Consider the following 25,973-nt stretch of genomic DNA (forward strand, 5'->3'; position numbering starts at 1 on the left):
TTGGGTGAAGCGTCCGTTCGCGGGCGCTCCGCCAAGCACATCTGCACCGCACATTAAAGAACCAGCCATGCCGCGACCCGTTACCGGTCTCGGCGCCGGCACCCCAACCTTCCGTTCAAGGACGATGACCCATGGCACAGAGCTCCTCCCGTTTGCTTCGCCGCCTCAACCCTTTCTGCGCCCAGGCCCTCAGCGCGGCCGCGACGCTGTGCCAGAGCCGCGGCCACGGTCACATCACCATCGAGCACTGGCTGCTGAAACTGCTGGGGCAGGGCGACGGCGATCTGGTGCTGATCGGCCGGCGTTACGAGTGGGACATCGAAGCGCTGTGGACCGGCCTGCTCGACCACCTGGACCGCCTGCCACGCAGTCTCCAGGCCAAGCCGCAGCTGTGTGACAGATTGCAGCGGCTGATCAAGAACGCCTGGGTGCGCGCTTCGATGGAAGAGGACAACGAGCAACTGCGCTCGGCCCACGTCCTGGCCGCGCTGATCGAGAGCCCCGACCTGCTTGCATGCGTGGAGGCCTGGCCGTTGCTCAGCCTGAGCGAGGTGCAGTTGCGCCACTTGCTGCCGTTTCTTGAACAGCATTCCGATGAGCGCGCGGGTTCGGCGCCTGGGCCGGGGCCGGGGCCGGGTCTGGATCTTGCGCCGGATCGAGCTGCCGTGGCGATGTCGTCCGCGGGTTCAGCGGCGGAAAACCCGGTGCTGGCGAGGTTTACCCAGGACATCACCGAGAAGGCGCGCAAGGGCGAGATCGACCCCGTACTGGGCCGTGACGACGAGATTCGTCAGGTCATCGACATCCTGAGCCGCCGGCGCAAGAACAACCCGATTCTGGTGGGTGAGCCGGGCGTCGGCAAAACCGCGCTGGTCGAAGGGCTGGCCCTGCGCATCGTCGAAGGCAACGTGCCCGCTAGCCTGAAACCGGTCAGCGTGCGCACGCTGGATCTGGGGCTGTTGCAAGCCGGCGCGGGAGTGAAAGGCGAGTTTGAGCAACGCCTCAAAGATGTCATCGAGGCCGTGCAGCAGGCCGAACACCCGGTGCTGCTGTTCATCGATGAAGCCCACACCCTGATCGGCGCGGGCAATCAGGCGGGGGGCGCCGACGCCGCCAATCTGCTCAAACCCGCCCTGGCCCGTGGCGAACTGCGCACCATCGCCGCAACCACCTGGAGCGAATACAAACAGTACTTCGAGCGTGACCCGGCGCTGGAGCGGCGCTTCCAGACGGTCAAAGTCGACGAGCCGGATGACGCGACGGCGATGGTCATGCTGCGCGGGTTGAAGGCCCGCTACGCCAGCCACCACGGCGTGCACATCGAGGACGCCGCGATACAGGCGGCAGTGGTGCTGTCGCGCCGCTATCTGCCCGGTCGGCAGTTGCCGGACAAAGCCGTCGACCTGCTCGACACCGCCAGCGCCCGGGTGCGCATGAGCCTGGATTGCGAGCCTCAGGCGCTGATTGCGAGCAAGGCCCGGCAGTCCGCGCTGGAGCAGGAACGTCTGGCGCTGCAAGACGATCAGCGCATCAACGGACGCAACGCCGATGAACGTCTGGCAGCCATCGCCGAGCAGCTTGTAGCCCTGAGCGATGAGTTGGGGCGACTTCATGACCAGCACGCCAACGAACTCGATCTCGCGCAGACGCTGCTTGCCGCACGCAGTGCGGAGGTCTTCGACGCCGACACCTGCGCGGATCTACAGGCCCAGCTCAAGGCGGTTCAGGGCGATGCACCGTTGCTGTCCCTGGACGTCGATGATCGCAGCGTCGCCCAGGTGATTGCCGACTGGACCGGCGTGCCCCTGAGCAGCCTGCTGAAAGATGAACAGGCCAGCCTGCTGACGCTGGAGCAGTCGTTGGCATCCCGCGTCATCGGCCAAGACCGAGCGATGACTGGTCTGTCTCAAAGACTGCGCGCCGCCAAAACCGGGTTGACTGAAGAGGACTCGCCGCTGGGCGTGTTCCTGCTGGTCGGCAGCAGCGGCATCGGCAAGACCGAAACCGCCCTGGCGCTGGCCGACACCCTGTTTGGCGGCGAGAAGTCGCTGATCACCCTGAACCTGTCCGAGTACCAGGAAGCCCACACCGTCAGCCAGCTGAAAGGCGCGCCGCCGGGCTACGTCGGCTACGGCCAGGGCGGCGTGCTCACCGAAGCGGTGCGCCAGCGACCCTACAGCGTGGTGCTGCTGGACGAAGTGGAAAAGGCCCACCGCGACGTGCTCAACCTGTTTTATCAGGTCTTTGACCGGGGCTTCATGCGGGACGGCGAAGGGCGCGAAATCGACTTCCGCAACACCGTCATCGTCATGACTTCCAACCTGGGCAGCGACCTGTTGCAGGACTACCTGCTGGCGAACCCCGACGCGCTCGACGGTGAAGTGTACGAGCAACTGCGACCGGTCCTGCGCGAATACTTCCAGCCAGCGCTGCTGGCGCGTTTTCAGACGCTGATCTATCGACCGCTGCAGGCGCCGGCGCTCAAGCGCATCGTCGCGCTCAAGCTGAGCAAAGTGGCGGAGCGGTTGCGCCGGCATTACGGGCTGGACTGCCGGATCGACGAGCGCCTGCATGACGCGCTGATGGAGGCGTGCCTGCTGCCCGACAGCGGCGCGCGGAACATCGACAGCCTGCTCAATCAGCAGATTTTGCCGGTGCTCAGTCAGCAGCTTTTGCAGCGCCAGGCGGCGCGATTGGCAACCCGGGGCGTGGTGCTGGGGCACTGCGAGGAGGACGGCATCACCCTTGAGTTTGTCGAGGCCTCGGCGTCTATGGAGGGCAAATGATGAACGATGCCATCGGGGTGTTTTTCGACCATAGCCGTCACAAACTTACCGTTCATAACCTGCCGGTGGCGCTGGATGTGCTGGCGTTTGAGGGCGAGGAGCGGCTGAGTCAGCCGTTTCATTACCGCGTGGAATTTACCTCGGTTGAGCAGGATATCGGCGCTGAACGGATGCTGGGGCAGGATGCGCAGTTCAGCTTGCATGCGGCGGCGCATACCTTGCCGGTTGCGATTCGTGGTTTGTCGGTGCCTTCAGTTGAACCGCTGCGTACGTTGCATGGAGTGGTGACGGGGTTCAAGCGACTGTCGGGTTCTGCTGACGAGGCGCGCTATGAAGTGACGCTGGAACCGCGCCTGGCGTTGCTGGCCCGTGGACGGCAGTTCCGGATTTATCAGCATCAGTCGGTGCCGCAGATTGTTGAAAGCATTCTGCGGACTCGGCATGACTTTGAGGGGCAGGATTTTCTGTTTTCGCTGGTGCGGGAGTACCCGGCGCGCGAGCAGGTGATGCAGTACGGCGAGAGTGATCTGGCGTTTATCTCCCGCCTGTTAGCAGAGGTGGGGATCTGGTACCGCTTTAGCAACAACGAGCGATTGGGTATCGCGGTCGTCGAGTTTCACGATGATCAGCGGCATTACGTTCGGCCGCGTGTGAGCTTGCCGTTTCGGCCTCAGTCCGGGTTGGGCAGCAGTGGCGCGGACGGGGTTTGGGGGCTGCAGGTCAGTCATGAGGTGGTGGAGCAGAGCGTTCACTTTCGTGCCTACCACCATCGGGATGCCAGTGCGTGGCTGGATGGGGATGTGGATCAGACGCGGGGGGATACGACGACCTATGGCGAGGCGTATCACTATGCCGAGCCGTTCAAGGCCCTGGGCCACAAACTGGATCAGGATGAGGATCTGCTGGGGGAAAGCGGGTTTTTCTATGGTCGGTTGCGGCATGAGCGGTATCTGAATGACCAGACGCGGCTGAGTGGAGTCAGCAGCAGCGCTTCGTTGGGATTGGCGCAGGTGTTGCAGATTCCGGGCGGCGCGCCCCAGGCGTTTGAACCGGGTGCTGTGATCACCCGATTGCAGTTGCGGGCTGCACGGGATCGCAGTTTTGAGTTGAGCTTTGAAGCGATTCCTTATTCCGAGAGCGTTTGTTTTCGGCCGCCTTTGCTGGCGAAACCGCAAATTGCCGGAACCGTCCCGGCGCGGGTCACCAGCTCGCTGGCCAACGATCCCTACAGCCACATCGACCGCGAAGGCCGCTACAAGGTCAGCTTTCTGTTTGACCGCGACAGCTGGGAGCTGGGTGAGGAAAGCCTGTGGTTGAGGTTGGCTCGGCCCTATGCTGGCGATACCCACGGCCTGCACTTGCCACTGATCTGCGGCACTGAAGTAGCCATCGCGTTTGAGCAGGGCGACCCGGACCGGCCCTACATCGCCCATGCCCTTCACGACAGTCGCCATCCTGACCATGTGACGCTGCTGCGCAGCGATTACAAACGCAACGTGCTGCGCACCCCGGCGAATAACAAGCTGCGCATGGAAGATGATCGCGGCAATGAGCACATCAAACTCAGCACCGAACACAGCGGCAAGAGCCAGCTGAACCTTGGACATCTGGTCGACAACGAGAAGGACAAGCGCGGCGAAGGGTTCGAATTGCGCAGTGATGGCTGGGGCGCCATTCGGGCCGGGCGTGGGGTGTTTATCAGTGCGGATGAACAGGCCAAGGCCCACGGTCAGCAGCTCGACATGGACGCTGCAATCGAGCAGTTGGAAAGCGCGTTGTCGTTGGCCCGCTCCATGGCTCAAGCCGCGCGGAGTGCCCAGACCATTGCCGCCGATACGAGCGGCCACGAACAACTCACCGCGGCGCTTACCAACCTTACCGAACCAGGGCTTTTACTGCATGCACCGGCCGGCATTGGCGTGGTCAGCCCCGAGGCTGTTTTGCTGTCCTCCGGCCGTGACAGCGTCGCCATCACGTCGTCCCGCTCGACCAACATCAGCGCGGGGCACGACATCACGGGTACGGCCGAAGGTGCGATCAGCCTGTGCGCTGTGACTAAAGGCCTCGATCTAAAAGCCGTGGATGGGGATATGCAGCTCCACGCCTACGGCGGCGCGATGCACGCGTTGGCGAATGACCAGATAAAAATTGAAAGCCTGGCCGGCCGTGTCGAGATCAGTGCGCCCGAAGAAATCGTCTTCAGCTGCGGCGGCGCCTTCATCCGCATCAAGGATGGCGACATCGAGCTGGGCGCGCCAGGGAACATCCATCACCGGGCCGCGTACGTGCTAAAGGGCGGTGCCACCACGCTGACCACCCCGGCAACGCCGATACCGCCGGGCTATGCCGCGGGCTACACCCTCAGCGAACCCGATAAGGGTTACGCGCCCTTCGCCCGTTACCTGATCACCACCCAGGAGGGCGAGCGGTTCCCCGGCGTGACAGACAAGGACGGCAAGACCATTCCGGTCCACACGCTGTTGCCCGGGAACGTGGTGATCGAGTTCCCCAATGACAAGCACGATGAGCAGTGACCACCGCTCAGGGGCCCCGTCGCCCGGATGGGTTGCGATCTGCATCGCAACGGCTACCGACACTGGGTCCGCCGCCAGGCAATCGGCCGCGACGATCTATCACCGCATCAAATTTTCAATCAGGAAGGACCCGGCATGAAAGACAGACAGCACCAGACGGACATTTTTTGCACCTACAAGCCTGTGGCCATCGGCCCGCAGAAAACCCATTGGGTTGAATTTCAACTGGTGGATGAGCTCGGCGCGCCGCTGGCTAATCTGCCGTGGCGGGCGACCAATCAGGCAGTGCGGGATGGCTGCGTTCCCGAATATTCTGGGCTCACCGATGCACAGGGTGTGATTCGACTTGAGGATCTTTATCCACTCGACGTGACATTGCTGATGCCGGCAGCGCCGTTGGCTGAAGTCCTGCAACAGCGGCGGTTGCGCGCGGTGAGGCCTGAGCCCGAGCGGCCAGGTGCAAGTGACAGCAAACCTCTGTACGGAAAGCAGCGTCCCGGGTTTTCGCCGCTGCAAAAGCAGGCACTTGAGCAGGGACATGTGTATCACTACCTGCGAATAGGGCAACTGTGTGATGAGCTACCGGTGTTCAATCCGCCCTGGCCAGAGCTGGATCCGCCACCGGCTTATCATTTCCCGGACGCTGAGTTTTCAGGGTTTACGGTGCAATACGAAGCGCTGAACTGTCGGCATGTATTGGAAGTTTGCCCGCTGCGTGCGTGGTCGTTGGTTTTGCATCATCAGCCTGAGTACAGCCTGGCTAATGCCTACAACTTGGGGCTGATGAGCATCTTGTCATACAGCAACCGCGCGGAGAATTTGTACGGGTCACCTGAGTATTTCTTTGCCGAGCAGTGCGTTGATTTATCGAGGACGCCTAGGGTGTGGGATGGTGGGAGAAATTGGCCCTGTCTGGTCACTGACGTACCGTTCGATGATCGTTACGAGCGCTGCGAGGTATTGAATACTGCTAAAGCAGCCATTCCCAAGGGTGACACACAGCTCTTCTACGTCAGAAACGCGGCTCAGTTACTGGTGGCATGGCGCGGGACTGACTTTGACCGCCTCCATGCGCCAGACTTAGTCACGGACCTCACATTTCGTCCTGTCCCTCCAGAGCTGAAGTTGAGTTGTGCGCCTTCGGTTCCATGCGCAGACCTGGCGCTCGAGGGCCGGGTTCACCTAGGGTTTCGTGAGGCCTTCAAAGTAGCTGAAACCTTATACGCTAGGGACTTCAGTGAATTTATTCCAGAAGATAGTGTGTTTAGGAAACTTTTCATTTGCGGACACAGCCTTGGAGGAGCTTTGGGTCTAATACATGCAGCAACACTCAAGGATAAAGGTCCGGTGTTGTACACCTACGGTATGCCACGTACGTTTACCATAGACGCGATACAGGGGTTAAGCGGATTTGCCCACTTTCGACACGTCCATGACACCGACACTATACCCAGCGTGCCGCCTGAGGCAGATCTGGATAACCATCTCTATAGGCTTTACGGCCCTTTAGGCACGACGTTAGGTTTCGCTTGGTCGATGGGTCAGGCCCTCGCAACTAATGTGATCGAATTCGGTGATTCATACGGCCATCATGGCGAACTTGCCATGTTTTATCGTGTAGAACAGCACATTCAGAGCCGTGGCTCTTCCTACCCTGCATATCGGAATAAGGATGGTCTCGGCGCGCCGTACTACAACACCATAAAGACCCGATTGCCCGTGCGGCCTAACCTGTATCTGGTGCCAAGTATTAATAAAACATTGAGTGAAAAAAGCGGAAAACTACAACACCTGTTCATAAGCAGCCTTGACAAGAAAACGCTAGAGCGAATATTCCCACGCTACAAAAACCCCAAGCCGGGAGGGTTGCTAGGTATTGGGAATCACATGATGGGCGAATATATGGCACACATAACCCATCGACTACTCACAGCCATCGAACCTGATCGGAAGCCGCCGCTTGATGCACAGGACGAGATCAAGCGCTTCGCGGAACAGATGACAAAGCATGGCGGCACCTCGCCGAAAGAAGAATATGAGCGGAATGACCTGTTTCTTAAAATGCATAAGCAAATAGAAGCGGCATTGGAGGCAACAGTTCAGGCGGAGGGTGGGGTTGAAGCGTTGCAGCGGCTTGACATAGTTGCTAGTGCGTCGAGAGTTTAGTATGAGTAGAGAAGGTTTGGGTTTGAAGGTTTTGCTGCCTTGTGTTGCGACGGTTCTCTCCATTAGTGGTTGTGCGAAAGACTACAGCATGGCGCCGTCACCGAGTGGCGAGCAAGTCAAGATTGCTATTAAGGTCCCCGAGGAATTAGAAGTAACACCCCTGAGGGTGATGTATCGATCAGCGATCTGCGAACGTGTCACCCATGACGGAGATGGACGACCCGAGAAGCTCGAAGGTTACAACTCGATTGATGTGAAATTGTCACACCAAAACAACGGAAGTCTCTATGAGGCAGATTTATTTGTAAACGGCGGTGGGCCCTGTGAGTGGCGCTTAAGTAATGTTTTATTTGAGGTGAGCTATCGCGTGCCTAATCGTTTTGGAGAAAACGTGGGCTCAGGAGGGGGCGGTGGGGTAATTGTGATATTTGACCACAACGATGCACAGCGTCGGACATCTGGTTTGATGAAAGTTAAAGGAGCAGACCTTACTATCATCAAGGACTATTACCCTTGGGTAAAAGATAGTTACTCGGGCGGGTATGTCAAACGTGCGGGTCTGGCAGGCGAGGCGAGAAGTTATCTAACCTACGAGGCCCGTGAAGCTCGTAGCGTGTATTTCGAGGCGGTGTTGCATTCTGATTATGTGGTGTCATCGACAGCGCCAAAAAAACACAAGGTTGGTGAATTCATTACGTTTCAATACCCTGACGGAACAGTAGAGTCTGATCGGAGGTCAGAGCCCAACTTTAAAAAAATGCAGGAAATCCGCTTGAAGGCCGAATCAAAAAAATGAAGTCACTCAACGTGCCGCAGAACACCGCAAGGAGGGCTAAATGAAGAGTGTGAAGTTATTCGTCAGCAATTCAATTCTGGGTTTAGCGCTGCTCACTTCCATCAGCTCGGTTTTAACGGCGACGCAAAAAGCCGAGGGCGGCCTTGAAGCGTTGTTGCGTCTGGACGCATTAGAAAAAGATGTGGTGTGGAAATGAAGATTACGATGTCCGGCTCGAGAAGTCTGCTACTGCTTTTGGCGACGGTGACATTATTAGGTGGCTGTGCTCAGGACTATCGATTGTCGCCGGCACCATATGGTGAAAAAGTTTCGTTGACTATTAAGTTGCCCGAAGATCTTGGGTTGAGATCCATGCGTGTCATGTACAGATCTGCCGTTTGTCAGCGTGTGATATATGATGGAGACGGTCGGCCGGAGAGGGTGGACGGGCATAATGGTTTTGAAGTCCCACTACAGAAACGCGAGGGGGATCTGTACGGAACAGAGCTGTTTGTCGAGGGAGGCGGTCCGTGCCAATGGCGTCTAAGCAACGTTGATTTCGGCGTCAAATACCGAATGCCTACCCCTTTTGGGGAAAACGTAATACCAGGTTCGGGCGGTGGAGTAGTGATCGTTTTTGATCACAACAACCCGCAGCGGCAGGTGTCTCGCTCCATAGAAGTAAATGGGCCCGATCTGCGCATTGTGGAAAATTATTATCCTTGGGTGAGCGAGAGCTTTATAAACGGCTATGTCCAGAGAGTCCGTCTGTCCGGCAAGGGTGGAAGCTACATCACATATGAAGCGCCAGATGCACGAAAGATTTATTTCGAACCAGTGCTGCATCGAGACTATGTAGTTAAATCTATAGCGCCCAAAAAACCCATACCTGGTGAATTCCTAAAATTATACTACCCGGATGGCACGGTGGAGTCCGATTGGCGTGCGATGCCGAGTTTTGAAAAACTGCAAAAGATTCGTTTGGAAGCGGAGCCGAAGACGTGAAGTCGCCAGCTGCTCCACCGTCTGTGTTGAGAAACATTCCATGAATCACGCTAACTCAATCTTTACAAATTCGATTTTGTGCTTTGTAGTGCTAACTTCTGTCAGCGGCTGCGCCAAAGACTACAGTATGAATCCACAGCCGAATGGTGAGAAGGTCGAAATCGTTATAAAGATGCCTGAGGAACTGGAGCTGACACCTCTGCGAGTCATGTATCGCTCGGCTATATGCCGTAAAGTTGTCCATGACGGTGACGGGAGGCCTGAGTCCCTTGAAGGATATAACGGTTATGGTTCGGAGCTAACGAAGCGTGGGGCCACAGGGTTCTATGAGACGAGGTTGTTCATCGATGGAGGCGGTCGCTGCAAGTGGCGGCTTAGTAATGTCGTATTTAGCATCAACTACCGTATTCCTAGTCGCTTCGGGGAAAGTGTAACGCAGGGCATAGGCGGCACGGTCATCATAAAGTTTGATGGTAACGATGCGCAGCTCAGTTTCGGAAGAACAAGGAATGTGGTAGGTCCAGACTTAATAATGGTCAAAGATTACTATCCATGGCTAAGCGAAAAATTTATCGGCGGTTATGCCAGGCATGCAAGTCTCTCTAGCGAAGGTGGCGGTTATCTTACTTATAAGGCTCGGGAGGCGAGGCGCATATATTTTGAGCCAGTTTTGCATTCGGACGTGGTCGTGACATCCGTGTCGCCAAAGAGACACATCATTGGAGATTTCATAAAGTTTTACTACCCAGATGGGTCAGTAGAGTCCAATGGGCAGTCGGTACCCAATTTTACTAAAATGCAAAAAATACGCTTGGCAGCTGAAGCAAACAAATGAAGTCGCTCGGTGTGCTGCACCTGTTTTTTAAGGAGTCTTATATGAGTAACGCGACGCTATACGCAAAAACTACACTCTTATGCCTTGCGCTAATCGCGCTCTTAAGTGGTTGCGTAAAAGACTATAAAGTTCTGACTCCCCCGCCCGACAGCGAAAAGGTAAAAATTGTTATAAAAGTGCCTGCCGAGCTTGAGCCCAAAACTTTGCTCGCCAAGTACGAGTCGGCCAGATGCCGAATGTTTATCGACTTCCCCGGTGTGGGCAGTGTGCCATTTCCAGGATCAAATTTTCAAAATCCGAAGTTCGCGAGGCGGGGAGAAACAGATCTGTACGAGGCGGAGGTATTCGTTGATGGCGGCGGTGAATGTGAATGGCAACTAGATAGCATCGAGTTTGGAGTCGCTCATCGTATTCCAAATCGTTTTGCAAAAAAAGTAACGGCTTATTTTGCTGGGACGGTTGTCGTTAAGTTCGATGGGGAGCACGCGCCTTTTAATACTGTTGATCAGTTTGTGGAAGGACCGGACCTGAAAATCGTAAAGGATTACTACCCATGGGTAAGGGAAGCCTACGAACTTGGTTACTATGATAAGAGTGTAAATCTGGCCAAAGAGTATGAAAGTTATCGTACCTACAGGGCTCGGGATGCAAGAAACATCTATTTTGAGCCAGTGCTGCATTCAGATCTTGTCGTGACGTCGACTTCCCCGAAGAAGCGCAGCGCTGACGAAATCGTAACGACAACATTTCGCTACCCCGACGGAACGGAAGAATCCAACAGGGAACTTGAGCCGGACTTTGAAAAAATGCAGAAAATCCGCTTGAAGACGGAGGCGAAATAATGAAATGGCTCAGCGGCGCTGGATATCTTCAGGATGATCAAATGAATCAGAAAGCCTCAGGCTTCAGCGCTTTACTCATAAGTATTACGTTGTTGGCATCGCTCAGTGGTTGCGCACTTGACTATGAACTCCATCCGGACACGGAGGGGGAGAGAGTCACGATGACGATTAAAGTATCGGAAGGTTTAGTCCCGCCGACCATGGCCGTGGGTTATCTATCGACGATCTGCGAAAACGTTTATGAGGGGCCTGATGTATTCGGCAATATCAGGGAGCAGCGTGTAGCGTTCAAACGGCGCGGGGAGGGCGATTTCTATGACGCCGATTTCGCTGTTGACGGTGGCGGGATGTGTAGGTGGCGCGTGGCTTATGTGAATTTTGGGGTACGTCCTCAATGGCCTGAGCGCATTGGCGAAGGTGCGGTAGTGGGAACGGGAGGTGATGTTCTGGTCCTGTTTCAGCATAACAACCCGGATTTTCGGCCTGAATGGGCCAAAGAGGTGGTGGGGACCCGTCTCGATATAAAGAATAATTACTACCCATGGTTAAAAGATGTCTCAAAGAAGGATTACGTCAAGAGACTTAATCTGGTGGGCGAAGCGGTGCCTTACCAGACTTACCTGGCTCCCCAGGTGCGAAACATAAACGTTGAGGCAGTGCTTCACGCCAAGTATGTCGTGACATCAAAACAGCCACAGTTCAAAAGCACCGGAATTCACCCTGCCTTTACTTATCCAGACGGCACTTCGGGCCCTGATGACAGCGATACGCCAGATTTTCCCACGCTTGAGGCCATTCGTTTAAAGGCTGAAGCCAACCGATGAGGATGTGAAATGACTTAGGTTGCCACACCTGATCTTTGAATCGGCCATCAGGCCGGTAAGTACAGGCCCGCACCGTTAAAACCCGGCACGTATGACAAGCACGCGCAACGCATCAGCTCGCCCAGGCATCCGCTCGCGCGGAATAAATACCCAGCTTCATCAATTCATTAACAAAGGATCTTTCAATGTCACAAGGATTCGTATTGTTGGGTGACAAGACCACCCACGGAGGAGCGGTAACTTCCGCGTCGTCCACTCATATCACTCAGGGCAAAGCAGTCGCTCTGGTGGGGGATATGGTCATGTGTCCCATACCGGGACATGGCGTTAATCCCATTATTGAGGGCTGTGACGACTGCTTCGAAGATGGCCGTGCCTTGGTGGTCGACGGCTGTCACTCGCTGTGCGGTTGCCAGGTCATTTCCAGCGCACCTGACTGGGCGGTGGATTGAAGATGGCGTGGCAACGTGAATACGTGCAAGCAGGGCTCGCACCCAAACCCCCTTCAGCGGTTCGCTGGCTCCTGATCGTGGTTTTAGCGGGGGCAGCGGCTGTGCTGATGTTTCTGCTCTACGTCGTGGTGCCTGAATTGCAGGGGTTAAACGTATGGGCGTTCACCGCCTCGCCGTTGGTGGTGGCGATTCTCGCGCTGGCGGCGCGGGTGCACGCCTACGGTGGCGCTCTGGATGAGTACAGGCTGCTGCAGGAGCGGTCGCGGCTGGCACAGGTCGCCTGGGCGGAATGGGGTCAGCGTTACATGGCGGCCATGGCCGGTCTGGTTCTTTTGCCCGAGCATTTGTCTGCGGTGGCGATGATGAAGCCGCCCCATACGGCTGTCCCACACTCAGGCAAAGCCCGCCGCATCGTTGGCCTGCCGAAGGGCCAAAAGGGCCGGGCCCTGGCGGGTCTTGCTCAATTGATGGGTTCGCTGTCGACAGTCCTGGCGCCGCTGCCACCGAGTGAAAAGCTCAGTGTCACTGTCCTGACCGATGCTCCACAGGATGAGCATCCAGCATTGGCGGACGCCTGCCAGCAGCACCTGTCCGATCTCACCCCGTCATCCCTCACCGCCATCCAGGTAACAAGCCAGCTCTCCTTCACCTGGCTAGAAGAAACCCTCAAAACCCCAAGCGACGCCGTCGAGCTCATCCTCGTCGTCCAGTCCCACGGTAAAGAGGCTTACTCCGACGGGCTCGCCGCCCTCCTGCTTTGCCCCGACGCAGTCGCCAAAGCCCACCAGCTCCCAATCGCAGCGCGCCTGTTGCGCCCGATGCCCCTCGACGTCGATTCGCTGGAAACCGACTTCACCAGCTTCCTTCAGATTCAGGCCACTGCTCGCCAGGCCAAAGGCCTCCTGGCTGACAGCGCCGATTGGCAACCGAAAACCACCCCATTACTGCCCGCAGCCGCGCGAGAGGGTGCAGCGCTGTCGGTTGACCATCGCTGGATTCTGGAACCGATGAACGGCGTGCCGGGCCCTTGCGGTCACTGGCTGCTGGCAGCGCTGGGCATCGAGATGACCAGACTCGCGCAGCAACCCTTGTTGCTACTGGCCAGTGAAGACACAGGCCGCTGGATCAATACCGTCATACCGGGAGAACTCGCATGAAATCCTTGATCGGCAATGGCTGGCGACGCGCGGGTGGCGCTGTATGGCTTGTCGCCTTCGCAGCAGCGCTGGGCTGGCTTGTTTACACCTATGGCGCGAGGGTCGGACTGCCGGAGAGACATCAGCAAATCACGGCGTTTCTGTTGCTGATGGTGATCGCGCTGTTGGTGCAGACCCTTCCTCGTGTCCTGGCGCTGGTGAAAAGCCGCCGCAGCGTTGAGCGGCGGCAGGGTGACGGCGTATTCCCACCGGAGGAATCGTCATCCACGTCTGAAACCAAGAAACTCCCGGGCGTCGCTGAACTCCAGGAGCACCTCGACCACCAGTACACCGCGTTCCAGCGCACCTGCACCCGTTTCATTCTGGTCGTCGGCGAGCCCAAACAGATCGAGGCCATCGCGCCAGGCCTTGCCGACGCCCAGTGGCTTGAAGGCCAGAACACCGTGCTGCTCTGGGGCGGCAGCCCGCAATCCCAGCTCTGCAAAACCGCCACCCGTTGGCACGCGGTCACCCAGCGGCGCGGCCTGGACGGCGTGGTCTGGGCCCTCGATAAACAGCAAAGCGCCAACGCGGCGACAATGGCCAGTGGCGTCGCCGGTCTGCAGCAACTGGCGCGAACCGTGGGCTGGCAGTTGCCGCTGCACCTGTGGGAGGTCTGCGAAAGCCAATGGCCGCAGCACACCCGTCCGCGTGAGCCGGTTGGATCGTTGCTCTCCGCGCGCGTCACCGGGTCGCAGCTGGAAACGTCTCTTGCCCGTCTGGACGAGCCGCTGCGCAAACAGGGCCTGGACCAAATGGAAGAAAACGCGGACCACGACTTTCTCTTGCGCTTGTCCCAACAGCTGAAAGCGGAGGGCATCGCCCGCTGGCGTCAGGCGCTGACGCCGTTGCTGGGCAAGTTTGCGCGTGGCGTATCGTTGAGCGGCCTGTGGTTCAGCTTGCCGGCGCAACCCACCCACGCCGCTGACCATTTGTGGCTGCCCGATCCAGCGTGGGCGGGCTTACTCCAAAACCAGTCACGCCAAACCCGCCGGCTGGGCTGGCCGGTCACGCGCATCAGCTACGCGCTTGCCCTCGGCGCGATGCTGATCTGGTTGACGGGCCAACTGCTGTCGTTTTCCACCCATCGCACGCAGATCCTTGAAATCAAGTCATCCCTCGCGGCCGTCCAACCTGCGGGCAATAGCGATGAGCAGTTGCTGGCCCTCAACGCGCTGATCCTCGAAATGGGTAGGCTGAAGGAACGCGCCCCGCGTGGCGAGCCGTGGTTCCAGCGCTTCGGGCTGAGCAAGAACGATGCGCTGCTCGCAGGGATGTGGCCGGGCTATGTGGAGGCCAATAACCGGCTGATGCGAGACCCTGCGGCGCAGAACCTGGAGCGCCAGCTGGCATCGCTGGTGGCGTCGCCCGCCGACAGTCCACGGCGTGCCAAGGGCGCGCACAACGCTTATGTGCAGCTCAAGGCCTACCTGATGATGGCCCGGCCGGAGAAGGTAGATGCCGCGTTTCTGGTGACGGCTTTGGGTCATGCCGAACCGGCGCGAATGGGCGTATCACCGGGGTTGTGGAAAGGCCTGTCGCCGACGCTGTGGCAGTTTTACGCCGAGCAACTGGCGGCCAATCCGCAGTGGCGCATCGAGCCGGATGACGCACTGGTGGCCCAGGCGCGGCAGGTGTTGCTGGTGCAACTGGGGCAGCGCAACGGCGAAGCCAGCCTGTACCAGCAGGTGCTGGAGGCCGCCGCGACCCACGCTCCCGATCTTGGGGTTGAGCAGATGGTTGATGACAAAGAGGCGTGGCCGCTGTTTTTCACCGAGGCGCGGGTGCCGGGTGTGTTTACACGGCAAGCGTGGGAAGGGCAGGTGCGTCAGGCAATCGATGACATCGTCGAGGCCCGTCGCGAGCAGATCGACTGGGTGCTCAGTGATCGGGAAAGCAGCGTTGCGGACGCCTCGCCGGAACAGCTGCGAGCGCGCCTGACCGAGCGCTACTTTCATGACTATTCCGGCGCCTGGCTTGAGTTTCTCAACAGCGTGCAGTGGCGACGGGCCGACAGCCTCGCCGACGTCATCGATCAGCTGACGCTGATGAGCGACGTCCGTCAGTCACCCTTGATTGCCTTCATGAACACCCTCGCGTGGCAGGGTCAGGCCGGCACTCGCAGTCAGGGGCTGAAGGACTCGCTGGTGCAGTCGGCGCAGAAGTTGATGGGCAGCGAACGCTCAATGCCGGTGCCTGCCATCAACCAGCAGCTCGACTCGCCGGCCGGGCCGCTGGATCCGACCTTCGGCCCGCTGCTGGGGTTGTTGGGCAAAGATCCGGAAGGCAAAAGCGGCGATGACGACCTCAGCCTGCAAGCGTTCCTGACCCGCGTGACCCGGGTGCGCCTGAAGTTGCAGCAGGTCAGTCACGCTGCCGATCCCCAGGGCATGACCCAGGCCATGGCGCAGACGGTGTTTCAGGGCAAGAACATCGACCTGACCGACACCCGCGCCTACGGCGAACTGTTGGCGGCCAGTCTCGGCGAGGAGTGGGACGGCGTGGCCCATGCGCTGTTCGTGCAGCCGCTGGATCAGGCATGGGGCAAGGTGCTCGAACCGTCGGCGGTCGCGCTGAACCGGCAGTGGCAGCAGACCGTTGTTGATCATTGGGACACGGCGTTTCTCGGCCGCTATCCCTTCGCCGCCACCGGCAGCGACGCCTCGTTGCCGATGCTGGGCAAGATGATCCGCGCCGACTCCGGGCGCATCGAGCAGTTCCTGCAGCGCGAACTGACCGGCGTGTTGCGCAAGGACGGCGGCCGCTGGGTGGTGGACCCGGCCCATGGTCAGGCTTTGTTGATCAATCCGAAGTTTCTCGCGGCGGTCAACCAGCTGAGCCACCTGGCCGACGTGCTCTACACCGACGGCGGCATGGGCATCAACTTCGAACTGCAGGGCAAGGCGGTGCGCGACGTGGTGCAGACCACCTTCGTGCTCAACGGCGCGCGCCATCAGTACTTCAACCAGAAAGAAAGCTGGCAGCGCTTTGCCTGGCCCGGCAGCAGCGATTACCCCGGCGCCAGCCTGACCTGGACCAGCGTGCGCAGCGGCGAGCGTTTGTATGGCGATTTTGAGGGCGCATGGGGGCTGATCCGTCTGCTGGACACCGCCACCTTCACGGCGCTGGACGACAGCGACAGTCGCTACCGCATCAGCGTGCCGGCGCCGGATGGCCTGGACCTGACCTGGCACATGCGCACCGAGCTGGGCGCAGGACCGATGAGCCTGCTGGCGCTGCGCAATTTCAGATTGCCGCGACAGATCTTCCTCAACGGGATTGCCAGCGCACCAACGTTATCACGTGCCGAGGTGATCGAATGAGCCTGCAAGCGTTGATCGCCACGACGCTGGGTGACCGCGACGCCGCAGGGATCGCCAAGGCCCACGCCACGGAATGGGCGTCATGGCTGACGCCGATCAGCGCCGAGTCTCCGGCCGGCCAGGACCCGGGCTATGACGATGATTTCCAGAGCATGCGCGAGGAGGTCAACAAGCTCTCCGGGGCGGACGCCGATCGGATCATCGTGCTGGCGGAAAAACTGCTCAAAGGCACGTGCAAGGACCTGCGCGTGCTCACCTATTACCTGTGGGCGCGTCTGCAGCGGGACGGCGAAGCCGGATTCGCGCAGGGCTTGAATCTGCTGGCGGCCATCGTTGAGCGCTACACCACTGACGTGCTGCCGGCGCGGCCCAACAGTCGCAAGGTGGCGCTGGAGTGGCTGGCCAGCGCCAAGGTGCTCGACAGCCTGACGCTGTACCCGGAAGTGGTGAAGGCCGAGGCCGAACGGACGGTCGCCGCGCTCGCCTGGCTGGATCGCGTGCTGGAAGGATGGCCCGCCGAGCAGCGACCGGAGCTGGGCGCGCTGTGCTCGGCGCTGTCGGCACGGCTGGCCCAGGCCGGCGGACTGGATGCCGTGGTGCCGCAATTCAGTGCCAGCCACGACGCCAGTGGCCGTGAAGCAGGCAGCCGTGAAGCCGCCAGCCCCGCGCCAAACACCATCCGCTCAGGCCGCGACCTGCTCGATAACGGTCGCGCCCTGGCCAGTTATCTGCGCGAGCAGCCCCAGGGCTGGCTGGCGGCCCATCGGCTGATGAAAAGTCTGCGCTGGGACACCGTGCACCAGTCGCCGCCCCAGGACGCGAGCGGTCGAACACGACTGACGCCGCCCCGGGGCGAATACCGCGCGCAGCTGAAACGGCTGTACCTGCAACAGAGCTGGAATGAGTTGCTCGATCAGGTGGAGCGCATGTTCGCCGAGGGCGTGAACCATTTCTGGCTCGACCTGCAGTGGTTTCTGTATCAGGCGCTGAGTCGACAACCCGCGCCGTCGGAAGCCTGGGCGCGCATCGTCAAGGAGGATTTGAGCCTGCTCCTCGAACGCCTGCCGGGCCTCGAAACGTTGTGCTGGGACGACGGCTCGGCCTTTGCCGACGAGACCACCCGCGAGTGGATCGAACAGCACGTCAGCACCCAGGGCGCTGCTGCATGGCTGCCCGCGGCGGCGACTTCGGTGGCGGACGAGGCCGACATTCTGGCCCTCGAAAGCGAGGCGCTGGCCCAGGCTGACCGCGACGGCGTCGAGGTGGCGCTGGCCTGGCTCGACACGCGGCCCGACATTCACGGCGGCCGGCAGCGCTGGTTGCTGCGCCTGTTGATGGCGCGGGTCGCCGAGCAGTACGGCAAAAGCGAGCTGGCGTTGCACGTGCTCGGCGAACTGGACGCGACGGCCCAGCGCCACGTGCTCGCCCAGTGGGAGCCTGCGCGGGTGTTTGAAGTCAAGGCGCGGCTGCTCAAGCTGCTGCGCATCAAAGCCCAGCGCAGCGACGCCGACAAGGCCGCCCTGGGCAAACGCATGGAGCCGTTGCTGGCGGCTCTGGTGGCCATGGACCCGGTGCGCGCAGCAGTGCTGTGCGGCTGACCCTTTCAACCAGGAGGTTTTTATGAACACGGACAATCTGACCCTGCGTTATTTCGACGCCGAAATGCGCTACCTGCGCGAGGCCGGCAAGGAGTTCGCCCAGGCGTTTCCCGACCGCGCCGCCTCGCTGAATCTGGACAAACCCGGCGCCCACGATCCCTACGTCGAGCGGCTGTTCGAAGGCTTCGCGTTCCTGATGGGGCGCCTGCGGGAGAAGCTCGACGACGACTTGCCGGAGCTGACCGAAGGCCTGGTCAGCCTGCTGTGGCCCCATTACCTGCGCACGATTCCGTCGCTGTCGATTGTCGAGCTGCAGCCCGACGTGCACCAGATGAAGCAGAGCGAACAGGTCGCGACCGGCTTTGAAATCCAGTCGCAACCCATCGGCCCCCAGCGCACGCGCTGCAGTTACACCACCACCCAGGACTTGACCCTGCGTCCGCTGGCGCTGGATTCGGTGCGCCTGGCCCAGGAGCCGGACGGCCGCTCGGTGATCCGCCTGCGTTTTTCCTGCGGTGCGCTGAGCCACTGGGGTCAGCTGGACTTGCGCCGCATCCCGCTGTACCTCAACGCCACGCCGGCGGTGGCCAATGCGCTGCATCACGCACTGACCCTGGGCACCCAGGCGCTTTATGTGCGTCAGCCCGGGGACGCGCAACGCCAACCGCTGCTGGGGCGTTTTGGACCCAAGGGCTTCGGCGATGACGACCGGCTCTGGCCCAAGGGCGACAGCGCCTTCAGCGGCTATCAGTTGCTGCTGGAGTACTTCAGTTTTCCCGAGAAATTCATGTTCGTCACCCTGCACGGGCTTGAGAACATGAGCCTCGCGCCCGACGCGCCGTGGTTTGAACTCGAGGCCGTGCTGAGTGTGCCGTGGCCCCACGGGTTTGCCCTGAGCGCGGAGCACATTCGCCTGCACGCCGTGCCAGTGATCAACCTGTTTGAGCTGGAAGCCGACCCGCTGTCCCTGGACCCGTTGCAGACCGACTACCTGCTGCGGCCGATGCGCTTGCAGGACGGCCACACCGAAATTTACTCGGTCGACCGGGTGACGGCGTCTCGCGATTCGGGGCGGGAAGAGTACGTGCCGTTTTCCAGCTTCCGGCACAAGGGCGGCATGCTCCGCGACGAGGCGCCGGAGCGGTATTTCCACACCCGCCTCAAGCGCGGGGCGAACGGGCTGCATGACACCTGGCTGATACTGGGCGGAGAGGGCGCGGACGTCGATCGTCTGACCGAGCGCCCATGCCTGTCCCTGCGGCTCACCGGTACCAACGGCCAACTGCCGAGAAAAGCGCTGCAAAGCACGATCCTCGACACGCCGCTGCGCGCGACCCAGGCCGGCCTGCGGGTGCGCAACCTGTGTGCACCGACCCTGCCGTGTTATCCGCCGAGCCGCGACCGTTTTCACTGGCGGGTGTTGAGCCATCTGGGCTCGAACTTCCTGCCAATGCTCGACAGCGCCGAAGTGCTGCGCGGCACCCTGGCGCTTTACGACTGGACCGGCAGCGAGCTCAATCGCCGGCGGCTGGAGGCCATCGTCGAGGTGCGTCATCACCTCATTCAGCGCTTTGAAAAAGGCTTTCTGCTGCGCGGCGTGGACATCGAAGTCACCCTCGATGCCAGCGGTTTTGCCGGCGAGGGTGACATCTGCCTGTTCGGCGAAATGCTCAACCGGTTCTTCGCGCTGTACGCCGACATCCATCTGTTCACCCAGATCACCCTGATCCTGCAACCGACCGGGAGGAGCCTGCGATGGAGCGAAAACCACAGCCAGCGGATTCCCGGTTAAGGGTTGCCCAATGGCTTGATGCCGTGCAGGGGCGGGTGGCGCAGGCGAGCGTTTACCGCTTCTGCCAGTTGCTGGAAAACGTTGCGCCAGATCAGCCGCCGTTGGGCAGCACGGAAGACCCGGCGGATGATCTGGTGCGTTTTCGGCCCGATCCCGGCATGGGTTTTCCGGCCAGTGAACTGAAAGCCGTGGAGTGGTCGTCCGAGGATCAGGGGCTGCCGGCGACCGTGCGCACCCGTTTGCTCGGCCTCTATGGCGTGGACTCGCCGCTGCCCACGCGTTACCTCGACGACATCGCGCAACGGCGGGAAGGCCACGAGGCACTGGAGGGCTTTCTCGACATCTTCAACCATCGGGTCTTCACCCAGTTCTACCGGATCTGGCGCAAGTATTCCTACCCGGCGTCGTTCGCGCCCGCTGGCGCCGACCCGACCTCCCAGTGCCTGTTCGGGCTGATCGGGCTGGGCATCCCCGGCACGGCGAAACGCGTCGCCACGCCGCTGTCGCGTTTTCTGGCGTTGCTGGGCGTGATGAGGTTGCCGACCCGCAATGCCGAGGGCATTTCGGCGCTGGTGCAGTTGCTGGCGTCTCACACCCAGGCGTCGATCGCGGCCCACTGGCCGCTAAACATTGTCCTCGACGCGCCTGCCAGACTTTGCTCCGCGCCGCCGGTGAGCCTGTCCCAGGGCACACCGCTGGGCAGTGTCGGCCGCGACGTCAACAGCGAACTGATGCTGACGCTGTTCACCGCTGACCACGATGAGGCGCGGGAATGGTTGCCCGGCGGCGGCTTGCACAGCGACCTGCTGGTGCTGTTGCAGGTGTATCTGGGCTGGCGCTGTACGGTTCGGTTGCGCCTGTCGCTGCCGATCGACTGCCTGCCGGTTTCAGCACTGAGCGGACGCGGCGTGCTGCTGGGCATGACCGCGGGACTGGGGTTGAAGGGCTGCGCCGCCGGGAAAAACAACACCATCACCATTCATCTGGGCCGTTATCAGGGGCTCCACGTCAACCCTCAGGAAGGAGAACCTACCCATGTCGCCTATTATTGTTAAAACGTTGCCCATCATCGCCCTCGGCCTCCTCGTCAGCGGCTGCGGGGTGACGCAGAGCGTGTCCGACTCCACCGCATCGATGACCAGGGCGATCTTCTACAAACAGGTCAAAACGCTGCGCCTGGACTTCGACGGTCGTGTGGCCCTGAACACTGAGGGCACGGACATGCGCGCGTTATCGGTGCCAGTGATGGTGCGGGTGTACCAGCTGCGCGATGGCAAGTCGGCGAACAACGCCACCTACGACGACCTGCTGCGGGACGCCGACCGCCTGCTCGGCGCTGACCTGCTGGATCAGCGATCGCTGGTGATCAAGCCGGGAGAGGGCGCGCAGCTGGATGTGCCGCTGAATGAAAACGCCGGGGTGGTCGCCGTCGTCGGGTTGTTCCGCGAGCCCGACTCACAGGTCAATGACTGGCGCTTGCTGCTCAGCCGCGACGACCTCGACCCGGACCGGCCCCGGGTCATCGAGCTGGGCGAAAGCCGGCTGACGCTGCGCCCCCTGGCCGAGGGTTGAGCCATGACCGAGCTCAACCCGTCGCTTTACGAAACCCTGCTGCAGAACTTCACCGGTGAACTCGATCTGGCCCGGGTGGCGGAGGACGATCAGTACGTGCTCTCGGTGCTGGACAACCTGCAGCGCATTCTCAACAGCCGCGCGGGCACCCTCGCGCACTTGCCCGATTACGGCCTGCCGGACATGGGCGCCGTGCTCGAAGGGTTGCCGTCTGCCGCCCATGCCCTGATGCGCACCATTGCCGACACGCTACTCAAATACGAGCCGCGTCTGTTGTCGCTGCACATCGAGCTGTTGCCACAGACCGAGCCGGGCCATCTGGTCTACGCCCTCGACGCGAAGCTGGAAGGCGAGCGCACCGCCACGTTCGGCACGACGTTGAGCCCGGAGGGAAGGGCGGTGGTGCGTCATCTCAAGCGCCATGACGTGCGGGCCCTGCCTTGAGGCCGATAGACAGCTCGATGACCAGGGATTTCGCCATGGGGATCAAGGCCGGCGGCGATCCGCGCGCGTTGCCTGACTACCGGACGTTGTGCATCGAGATGGCAAGGCTTGGCCATCCGGCCTGCCCAGATGTTGACTGGCGAACCATCGAGCAGTGCTGCCTCGCCTTGTTCGCCAGCAACGGCGTGGACCTGCAAACGGCGGCGGCTTACGCCCTGGCGCGCAGCCGCCTGGCCGGGCTGGACGGGATGTACGAAGGCCTGGGGGTGCTGGAAACCCTTTTGCGGGCAGACGCCCAACCCTGGCCCCGAGGGGTGTCGGCGCGGACTGAAATCCTCAATGGACTCTTCGCCTCGTGGCAAGCGGTGCTGCGGGAGCTGGAAATCGATGTCTGCGATCTGGCGGCTCTTGATTTCTTTAATGTGCAGCTTGAGCACGTGCGCCTGACGCTGCTTGAGCAGATTCCAGTGCCCATCATTAGCCTGGAAGGCTTGCGCACGCAGGTGGCGCAACGGGTCTCCCTGATCGAACGCGATGCTCAGGCCGCAGTGCTGGTGGCGCCGAACGCCATGCCACCCTTACCGATGCACGCCAGGACGCACTCCCCAACGCAACGGAACCCCGCAGCCACGCAGCCAACGTCAATCCCCATCAGGCCCGATGCAAAAAAATGCCCCGCGATGTGGATCGGATTACTGATCGGCGGGCTGCTCGGCCTGCTCGCCGCATTGGCCTGGCTGTGACGATGCCGGGTGTATCATGGCCTCCCCACGGCGCCGGTCGCGCAGAGGACGTACCGCCCAGCCGAACGTCGGGATTTACCTGTCAGCTATATTTACAGCCGGGCACTGTCTCCATTAGTGTGCGCGCATCATCTGCCTAAAGACTGCGGCTGCCGCATCTTAAGGCACGTCCGCTCAGACCGGACACTTTTGCCCTTGGTTGAAATCACCCACCAGTTGCCCTGCGCGGACGCCCCGGCGCCCCTCGCCACGGTACTGCAGCAATTGCGCACGGCGACCGCTGTCCGGCACAGGGCCCTCGAAGCCAGGCTGCCACTGACCCATTCCCGACTCGACCTCGACACCTACAAACGGATCATCGAGGCCTATTACGGCTTCCATCTGCCCCTGCAACAGTTGATCGAGCGCTTTCTTGCGCCCCATGCCATCGACCCCGCGCGGCAGAAAATTCCGTCGCTGATCAAGGATCTGCACGCCCTCGGGCTGAGCGATACGCAGATTTACGCCTTGCCCCAATGCCGCGAACTGCCCGCCATCGGCAGCATCGCCCAGTTGCTTGGCGTGATGTATGTCATGGAAGGGGCTACGCTGGGGGGGCAGGTGCTGCGCCGGATCATCGCCGACAAACTGGGCATCGATGCCGACAGCGGCGGCGAGTTTCTGGACGTGTACGGCCGCGACACCGGGCGTTTGTGGAAGGCCTTCCTCAAGCAACTGGCCGAGTTCGATACGCCGCTGCACAACGCCGAGGTGGTGCAGGCGGCTTGCGCGACCTTCGACTGCTTTCAAACCTGGCTGGAGCAAGCGAGAGTGCTGAATGACGCTTAACGACACGCAGCTCAGGGAACAGGTGCTGGATGACCTCCTGGACAACTGCGCCAACGAACCCATTCGCATTCCCGGTGCCATTCAACCCCACGGCGCCCTGCTGACCCTTCTCGAAACCGACTGGACCGTGCAACAGGCCAGCGCCAATGCCTGGCAGATGTTGGGCATCGCCCACGACAGACTGCCCGGTGACGCCCTGGCGCGCTGGCTGGGCGACGCGCAGGCAGACGCCTTGCGCACCGCCGTGCAGGAAAACGCTGACCTGGATAGCCTCGACCCGTTGCCGATGGAGTGTGGCGGGCGGGCGTTCGAGGGCTTGCTGCACCGCCACGACGGCCTGCTGTTTCTGGAACTGGAACCCGTCTCCACACAAGCGTCGCTGCTCGGACTGGGCCCGCGTCTCACCCGCACCTTGCGGCGCTTGCAGTCGGCCAAATCGCTTGGTGATTTGTACGCCATCAGCGTCGACGAAATCCGCGCACTGACCGGCTACGACCGCGTGCTGATCTACCGCTTCGAGGAGGAGGGCCACGGTCAGGTGATTGCCGAGTCGGCCACCGCCCAGCTGGACGCTTACCTGGGCCTGTTCTTCCCGGCCACCGACATTCCGCAGCAGGCCCGCGAGCTGTATCGCCTGAACTGGCTGCGCATCATCCCCGACGCCACGTATGTGCCAGCGGCGCTTATGCCAGCACTGCGCCCGGACACCGGTGCGCCGCTGGACATGAGCCATGCAGTGCTGCGCAGCGTTTCGCCGATCCACTGTCAGTACATGCAGAACATGGGCGTGCGCTCGTCGATGAGCATCTCGCTGCTTAAGGACGATCGCTTGTGGGGCCTGATCAGCTGCGGCAATCGCGAGCCGTTGCAGGTGCCGCACACACTGCGCTCGGCCTGCCAGACCATCGGCCAGGTGCTGTCGATGCAGATCAGCCTGCTCGAAGACCAACAGATCCAGCGTCAGCGGCTGGCCAAGCATCACATGCTCGAGCGCTTGTCCCGGGCGATGAACGAGGCGTCAGACGACGTTTACCACGGTTTGCTCGAACATTCCGAGGCGCTGCTGACACTGGTCGACGCCAGCGGTGCGGCAGTGATCATCGACGGTCAGGTGCACCTGATCGGGCAGTGCCCGAGCCCCGAGCAGGTGATCGCGTTGCAGCAATGGCTGCAGACAAGGCCCAAACCGGTGTTCGAGTCGGCGAGCCTCGGTGCGGTGTTCCCTGAAGCTCAGGCCTATTCCCACGTGGCGAGCGGCTTGCTGGCCTTCAGCTTGCCCAAACCGGTGGCCAATGGGGTGTTGTGGTTTCGAGGCGAGCTCAAGGGCAGCGTGGAGTGGAGCGGCAACCCGCAGCAGGCCAAACGGATCGTCAACGACCGCCTGCACCCACGGGAATCCTTTGCCGTGTGGCAGCAGCAGGTCGACGGCACGGCCAGAAGCTGGAGCCCTGGTGATGTCTACGCCGTGTCCGACCTGCGTCGTTCGGCGCTGGAAGCTGACCTGTCGCGCCAGGTGCTGCGTGAGAAAGACGCCGTGCGCGCTCGCGATGAGCTTGTGGCCGTGGTGTCCCATGACCTGCGCAGCCCGCTGACGGTGATTGTCATGCAGTGCGGCATGATGCAGCGGGTGATTGCCGCTGACATCAGCGCCTCGTCAAAACGCCTCACCTCCGCCATCGACACCCTGCAGCGCGCCTCGACGCGGATGACCCGCCTGCTCGAGGACTTGCTCGACACCTCCAAGATCGAAGCCGGCCGTTACTCCATCGACGCCCAGCCGCTGGAAGTCAGCCAGCTGTTCGAAGATGCCTGGTCATTGCTGACACCGCTGGCGTTGAACAAATTTATCGACCTGACGTTCCACGCCGAGCCCGACCTGAAAATCCTCGCCGACCCCGAGCGAATGTTTCAAGTGCTCTCCAATCTGGTCGGCAACGCGATCAAATTCACGCCCAAGGCCGGCAATATCAGCGTAAAGGCAGCGGCTGAAGGCGACCACGTGGTGGTCAGCGTGGTCGACTCCGGCGACGGCATCGCTCCTGATCAGTTGCCCCACGTGTTCGAACGCTACTGGCGCAGACGCGAAGACAATCCGAGTGGCTCAGGGCTTGGGCTTTACATCTCCCAGGGGATCGTCAAGGCCCACGGCGGCGAACTGAGCGCCACCAGCGAGGAAGGCGTCGGCAGTGAGTTCCGCTTCTCGGTGCCGCGCGTTTCCCTGATTTCTTGACGCCGAAGGGCCGGGCACTGATGGCGGG

The 25,973-nt window shown here is 60.9% G+C and carries 20 protein-coding genes; all 20 read left to right on the top strand.

The annotated features are described in order from the left end of the window. Positions 1–131: 131 nt before the first annotated feature. The 20 genes from tssH to OKW98_RS13480 all read left to right on the top strand — a co-directional run bounded on the left by tssH (position 132) and on the right by OKW98_RS13480 (position 25,945). Positions 132–2,786 carry a type VI secretion system ATPase TssH gene (gene tssH, locus OKW98_RS13385; protein ID WP_265389584.1) on the top strand — a complete coding sequence of 885 codons (2,655 nt, stop codon included), beginning with the start codon at positions 132–134 and terminating at the stop codon, positions 2,784–2,786. After that, complete coding sequence (locus tag OKW98_RS13390; RefSeq protein ID WP_265389585.1) at positions 2,786–5,320, top strand: type VI secretion system Vgr family protein; 2,535 nt, start codon at positions 2,786–2,788, stop codon at positions 5,318–5,320. The genes tssH and OKW98_RS13390 overlap by 1 nt, the downstream gene beginning before the upstream one ends. A 135-nt stretch (positions 5,321–5,455) precedes the next feature. After that, positions 5,456–7,486, top strand: coding sequence for a lipase family protein (locus OKW98_RS13395; RefSeq protein ID WP_265389586.1), 2,031 nt, complete (start codon positions 5,456–5,458; stop codon positions 7,484–7,486). A gap of 1 nt (position 7,487) precedes the next feature. Beyond that, positions 7,488–8,282 (top strand): hypothetical protein, encoded by a 795-nt coding sequence (locus tag OKW98_RS13400; RefSeq protein WP_265389587.1) that lies wholly within the window; start codon positions 7,488–7,490, stop codon positions 8,280–8,282. Positions 8,283–8,322: 40 nt separating this feature from the next. Beyond that, positions 8,323–8,478 (top strand): hypothetical protein, encoded by a 156-nt coding sequence (locus tag OKW98_RS13405; RefSeq protein ID WP_265389588.1) that lies wholly within the window; start codon positions 8,323–8,325, stop codon positions 8,476–8,478. Further along, the gene (locus OKW98_RS13410) at positions 8,475–9,266 is read left to right on the top strand and encodes a hypothetical protein (RefSeq protein ID WP_265389589.1); all 792 of its coding nucleotides are present in this window, start codon (positions 8,475–8,477) and stop codon (positions 9,264–9,266) included. Before OKW98_RS13405 ends, OKW98_RS13410 begins: the two co-directional genes overlap by 4 nt. A 40-nt stretch (positions 9,267–9,306) precedes the next feature. Beyond that, a complete protein-coding gene (locus OKW98_RS13415; RefSeq protein ID WP_265389590.1) occupies positions 9,307–10,101 on the top strand; it encodes a hypothetical protein in 795 nt (264 codons plus the stop codon). Positions 10,102–10,142: 41 nt separating this feature from the next. Further along, positions 10,143–10,943: a hypothetical protein gene (locus OKW98_RS13420; protein ID WP_265389591.1), complete on the top strand. Its 801-nt coding sequence runs from the start codon at positions 10,143–10,145 to the stop codon at positions 10,941–10,943. Beyond that, positions 10,943–11,767, top strand: coding sequence for a hypothetical protein (locus OKW98_RS13425; RefSeq protein ID WP_265389592.1), 825 nt, complete (start codon positions 10,943–10,945; stop codon positions 11,765–11,767). The genes OKW98_RS13420 and OKW98_RS13425 overlap by 1 nt, the downstream gene beginning before the upstream one ends. 185 nt (positions 11,768–11,952) lie before the next feature. Next, positions 11,953–12,219, top strand: coding sequence for a PAAR domain-containing protein (locus tag OKW98_RS13430; RefSeq protein WP_265389593.1), 267 nt, complete (start codon positions 11,953–11,955; stop codon positions 12,217–12,219). 2 nt (positions 12,220–12,221) lie between these two features. Further along, entirely contained in the window at positions 12,222–13,376 is a 1,155-nt protein-coding gene (locus OKW98_RS13435; RefSeq protein ID WP_265389594.1) for a hypothetical protein, read from the top strand. After that, entirely contained in the window at positions 13,373–16,738 is a 3,366-nt protein-coding gene (locus OKW98_RS13440; protein WP_265389595.1) for an ImcF-related family protein, read from the top strand. Before OKW98_RS13435 ends, OKW98_RS13440 begins: the two co-directional genes overlap by 4 nt. Beyond that, the gene (gene tssA, locus OKW98_RS13445) at positions 16,735–18,336 is read left to right on the top strand and encodes a type VI secretion system protein TssA (RefSeq protein ID WP_265389596.1); all 1,602 of its coding nucleotides are present in this window, start codon (positions 16,735–16,737) and stop codon (positions 18,334–18,336) included. Before OKW98_RS13440 ends, tssA begins: the two co-directional genes overlap by 4 nt. A gap of 22 nt (positions 18,337–18,358) precedes the next feature. Next, the gene (gene tssF / locus OKW98_RS13450) at positions 18,359–20,128 is read left to right on the top strand and encodes a type VI secretion system baseplate subunit TssF (RefSeq protein WP_265389597.1); all 1,770 of its coding nucleotides are present in this window, start codon (positions 18,359–18,361) and stop codon (positions 20,126–20,128) included. Then, the gene (gene tssG, locus OKW98_RS13455; RefSeq protein ID WP_265389598.1) at positions 20,092–21,183 is read left to right on the top strand and encodes a type VI secretion system baseplate subunit TssG; all 1,092 of its coding nucleotides are present in this window, start codon (positions 20,092–20,094) and stop codon (positions 21,181–21,183) included. The genes tssF and tssG overlap by 37 nt, the downstream gene beginning before the upstream one ends. After that, complete coding sequence (tssJ, locus tag OKW98_RS13460; RefSeq protein ID WP_265389599.1) at positions 21,164–21,700, top strand: type VI secretion system lipoprotein TssJ; 537 nt, start codon at positions 21,164–21,166, stop codon at positions 21,698–21,700. The genes tssG and tssJ overlap by 20 nt, the downstream gene beginning before the upstream one ends. A 3-nt stretch (positions 21,701–21,703) precedes the next feature. Beyond that, positions 21,704–22,144 (top strand): type VI secretion system baseplate subunit TssE, encoded by a 441-nt coding sequence (tssE, locus tag OKW98_RS13465; RefSeq protein WP_265389600.1) that lies wholly within the window; start codon positions 21,704–21,706, stop codon positions 22,142–22,144. A gap of 17 nt (positions 22,145–22,161) precedes the next feature. After that, a complete protein-coding gene (locus OKW98_RS13470) occupies positions 22,162–22,887 on the top strand; it encodes a type VI secretion system ImpA family N-terminal domain-containing protein (RefSeq protein WP_265389601.1) in 726 nt (241 codons plus the stop codon). A 195-nt stretch (positions 22,888–23,082) separates the two neighbouring features. Next, the gene (locus OKW98_RS13475; RefSeq protein WP_265389602.1) at positions 23,083–23,715 is read left to right on the top strand and encodes a biliverdin-producing heme oxygenase; all 633 of its coding nucleotides are present in this window, start codon (positions 23,083–23,085) and stop codon (positions 23,713–23,715) included. After that, positions 23,705–25,945: an ATP-binding protein gene (locus tag OKW98_RS13480; protein ID WP_265389603.1), complete on the top strand. Its 2,241-nt coding sequence runs from the start codon at positions 23,705–23,707 to the stop codon at positions 25,943–25,945. The genes OKW98_RS13475 and OKW98_RS13480 overlap by 11 nt, the downstream gene beginning before the upstream one ends. Positions 25,946–25,973 lie beyond the last annotated feature (28 nt).

The sequence above is a fragment of the Pseudomonas sp. KU26590 genome, assembly GCF_026153515.1.
Classification (GTDB): domain Bacteria; phylum Pseudomonadota; class Gammaproteobacteria; order Pseudomonadales; family Pseudomonadaceae; genus Aquipseudomonas.

Coding starts and splice junctions, on each gene's coding strand:
- OKW98_RS13480 (WP_265389603.1), top strand. CDS start 23,705: ATGACGCTTAACGACACGCAGCTCAGGGAACAGGTGCTGGATGACCTC.
- OKW98_RS13395 (WP_265389586.1), top strand. CDS start 5,456: ATGAAAGACAGACAGCACCAGACGGACATTTTTTGCACCTACAAGCCT.
- OKW98_RS13425 (WP_265389592.1), top strand. CDS start 10,943: ATGAAATGGCTCAGCGGCGCTGGATATCTTCAGGATGATCAAATGAAT.
- OKW98_RS13390 (WP_265389585.1), top strand. CDS start 2,786: ATGAACGATGCCATCGGGGTGTTTTTCGACCATAGCCGTCACAAACTT.
- tssH (WP_265389584.1), top strand. CDS start 132: ATGGCACAGAGCTCCTCCCGTTTGCTTCGCCGCCTCAACCCTTTCTGC.
- OKW98_RS13405 (WP_265389588.1), top strand. CDS start 8,323: ATGAAGAGTGTGAAGTTATTCGTCAGCAATTCAATTCTGGGTTTAGCG.
- OKW98_RS13440 (WP_265389595.1), top strand. CDS start 13,373: ATGAAATCCTTGATCGGCAATGGCTGGCGACGCGCGGGTGGCGCTGTA.
- OKW98_RS13470 (WP_265389601.1), top strand. CDS start 22,162: ATGACCAGGGATTTCGCCATGGGGATCAAGGCCGGCGGCGATCCGCGC.
- OKW98_RS13435 (WP_265389594.1), top strand. CDS start 12,222: ATGGCGTGGCAACGTGAATACGTGCAAGCAGGGCTCGCACCCAAACCC.
- tssG (WP_265389598.1), top strand. CDS start 20,092: ATGGAGCGAAAACCACAGCCAGCGGATTCCCGGTTAAGGGTTGCCCAA.
- tssF (WP_265389597.1), top strand. CDS start 18,359: ATGAACACGGACAATCTGACCCTGCGTTATTTCGACGCCGAAATGCGC.
- OKW98_RS13415 (WP_265389590.1), top strand. CDS start 9,307: ATGAATCACGCTAACTCAATCTTTACAAATTCGATTTTGTGCTTTGTA.
- tssJ (WP_265389599.1), top strand. CDS start 21,164: ATGTCGCCTATTATTGTTAAAACGTTGCCCATCATCGCCCTCGGCCTC.
- tssE (WP_265389600.1), top strand. CDS start 21,704: ATGACCGAGCTCAACCCGTCGCTTTACGAAACCCTGCTGCAGAACTTC.
- OKW98_RS13420 (WP_265389591.1), top strand. CDS start 10,143: ATGAGTAACGCGACGCTATACGCAAAAACTACACTCTTATGCCTTGCG.
- OKW98_RS13430 (WP_265389593.1), top strand. CDS start 11,953: ATGTCACAAGGATTCGTATTGTTGGGTGACAAGACCACCCACGGAGGA.
- OKW98_RS13410 (WP_265389589.1), top strand. CDS start 8,475: ATGAAGATTACGATGTCCGGCTCGAGAAGTCTGCTACTGCTTTTGGCG.
- OKW98_RS13400 (WP_265389587.1), top strand. CDS start 7,488: ATGAGTAGAGAAGGTTTGGGTTTGAAGGTTTTGCTGCCTTGTGTTGCG.
- tssA (WP_265389596.1), top strand. CDS start 16,735: ATGAGCCTGCAAGCGTTGATCGCCACGACGCTGGGTGACCGCGACGCC.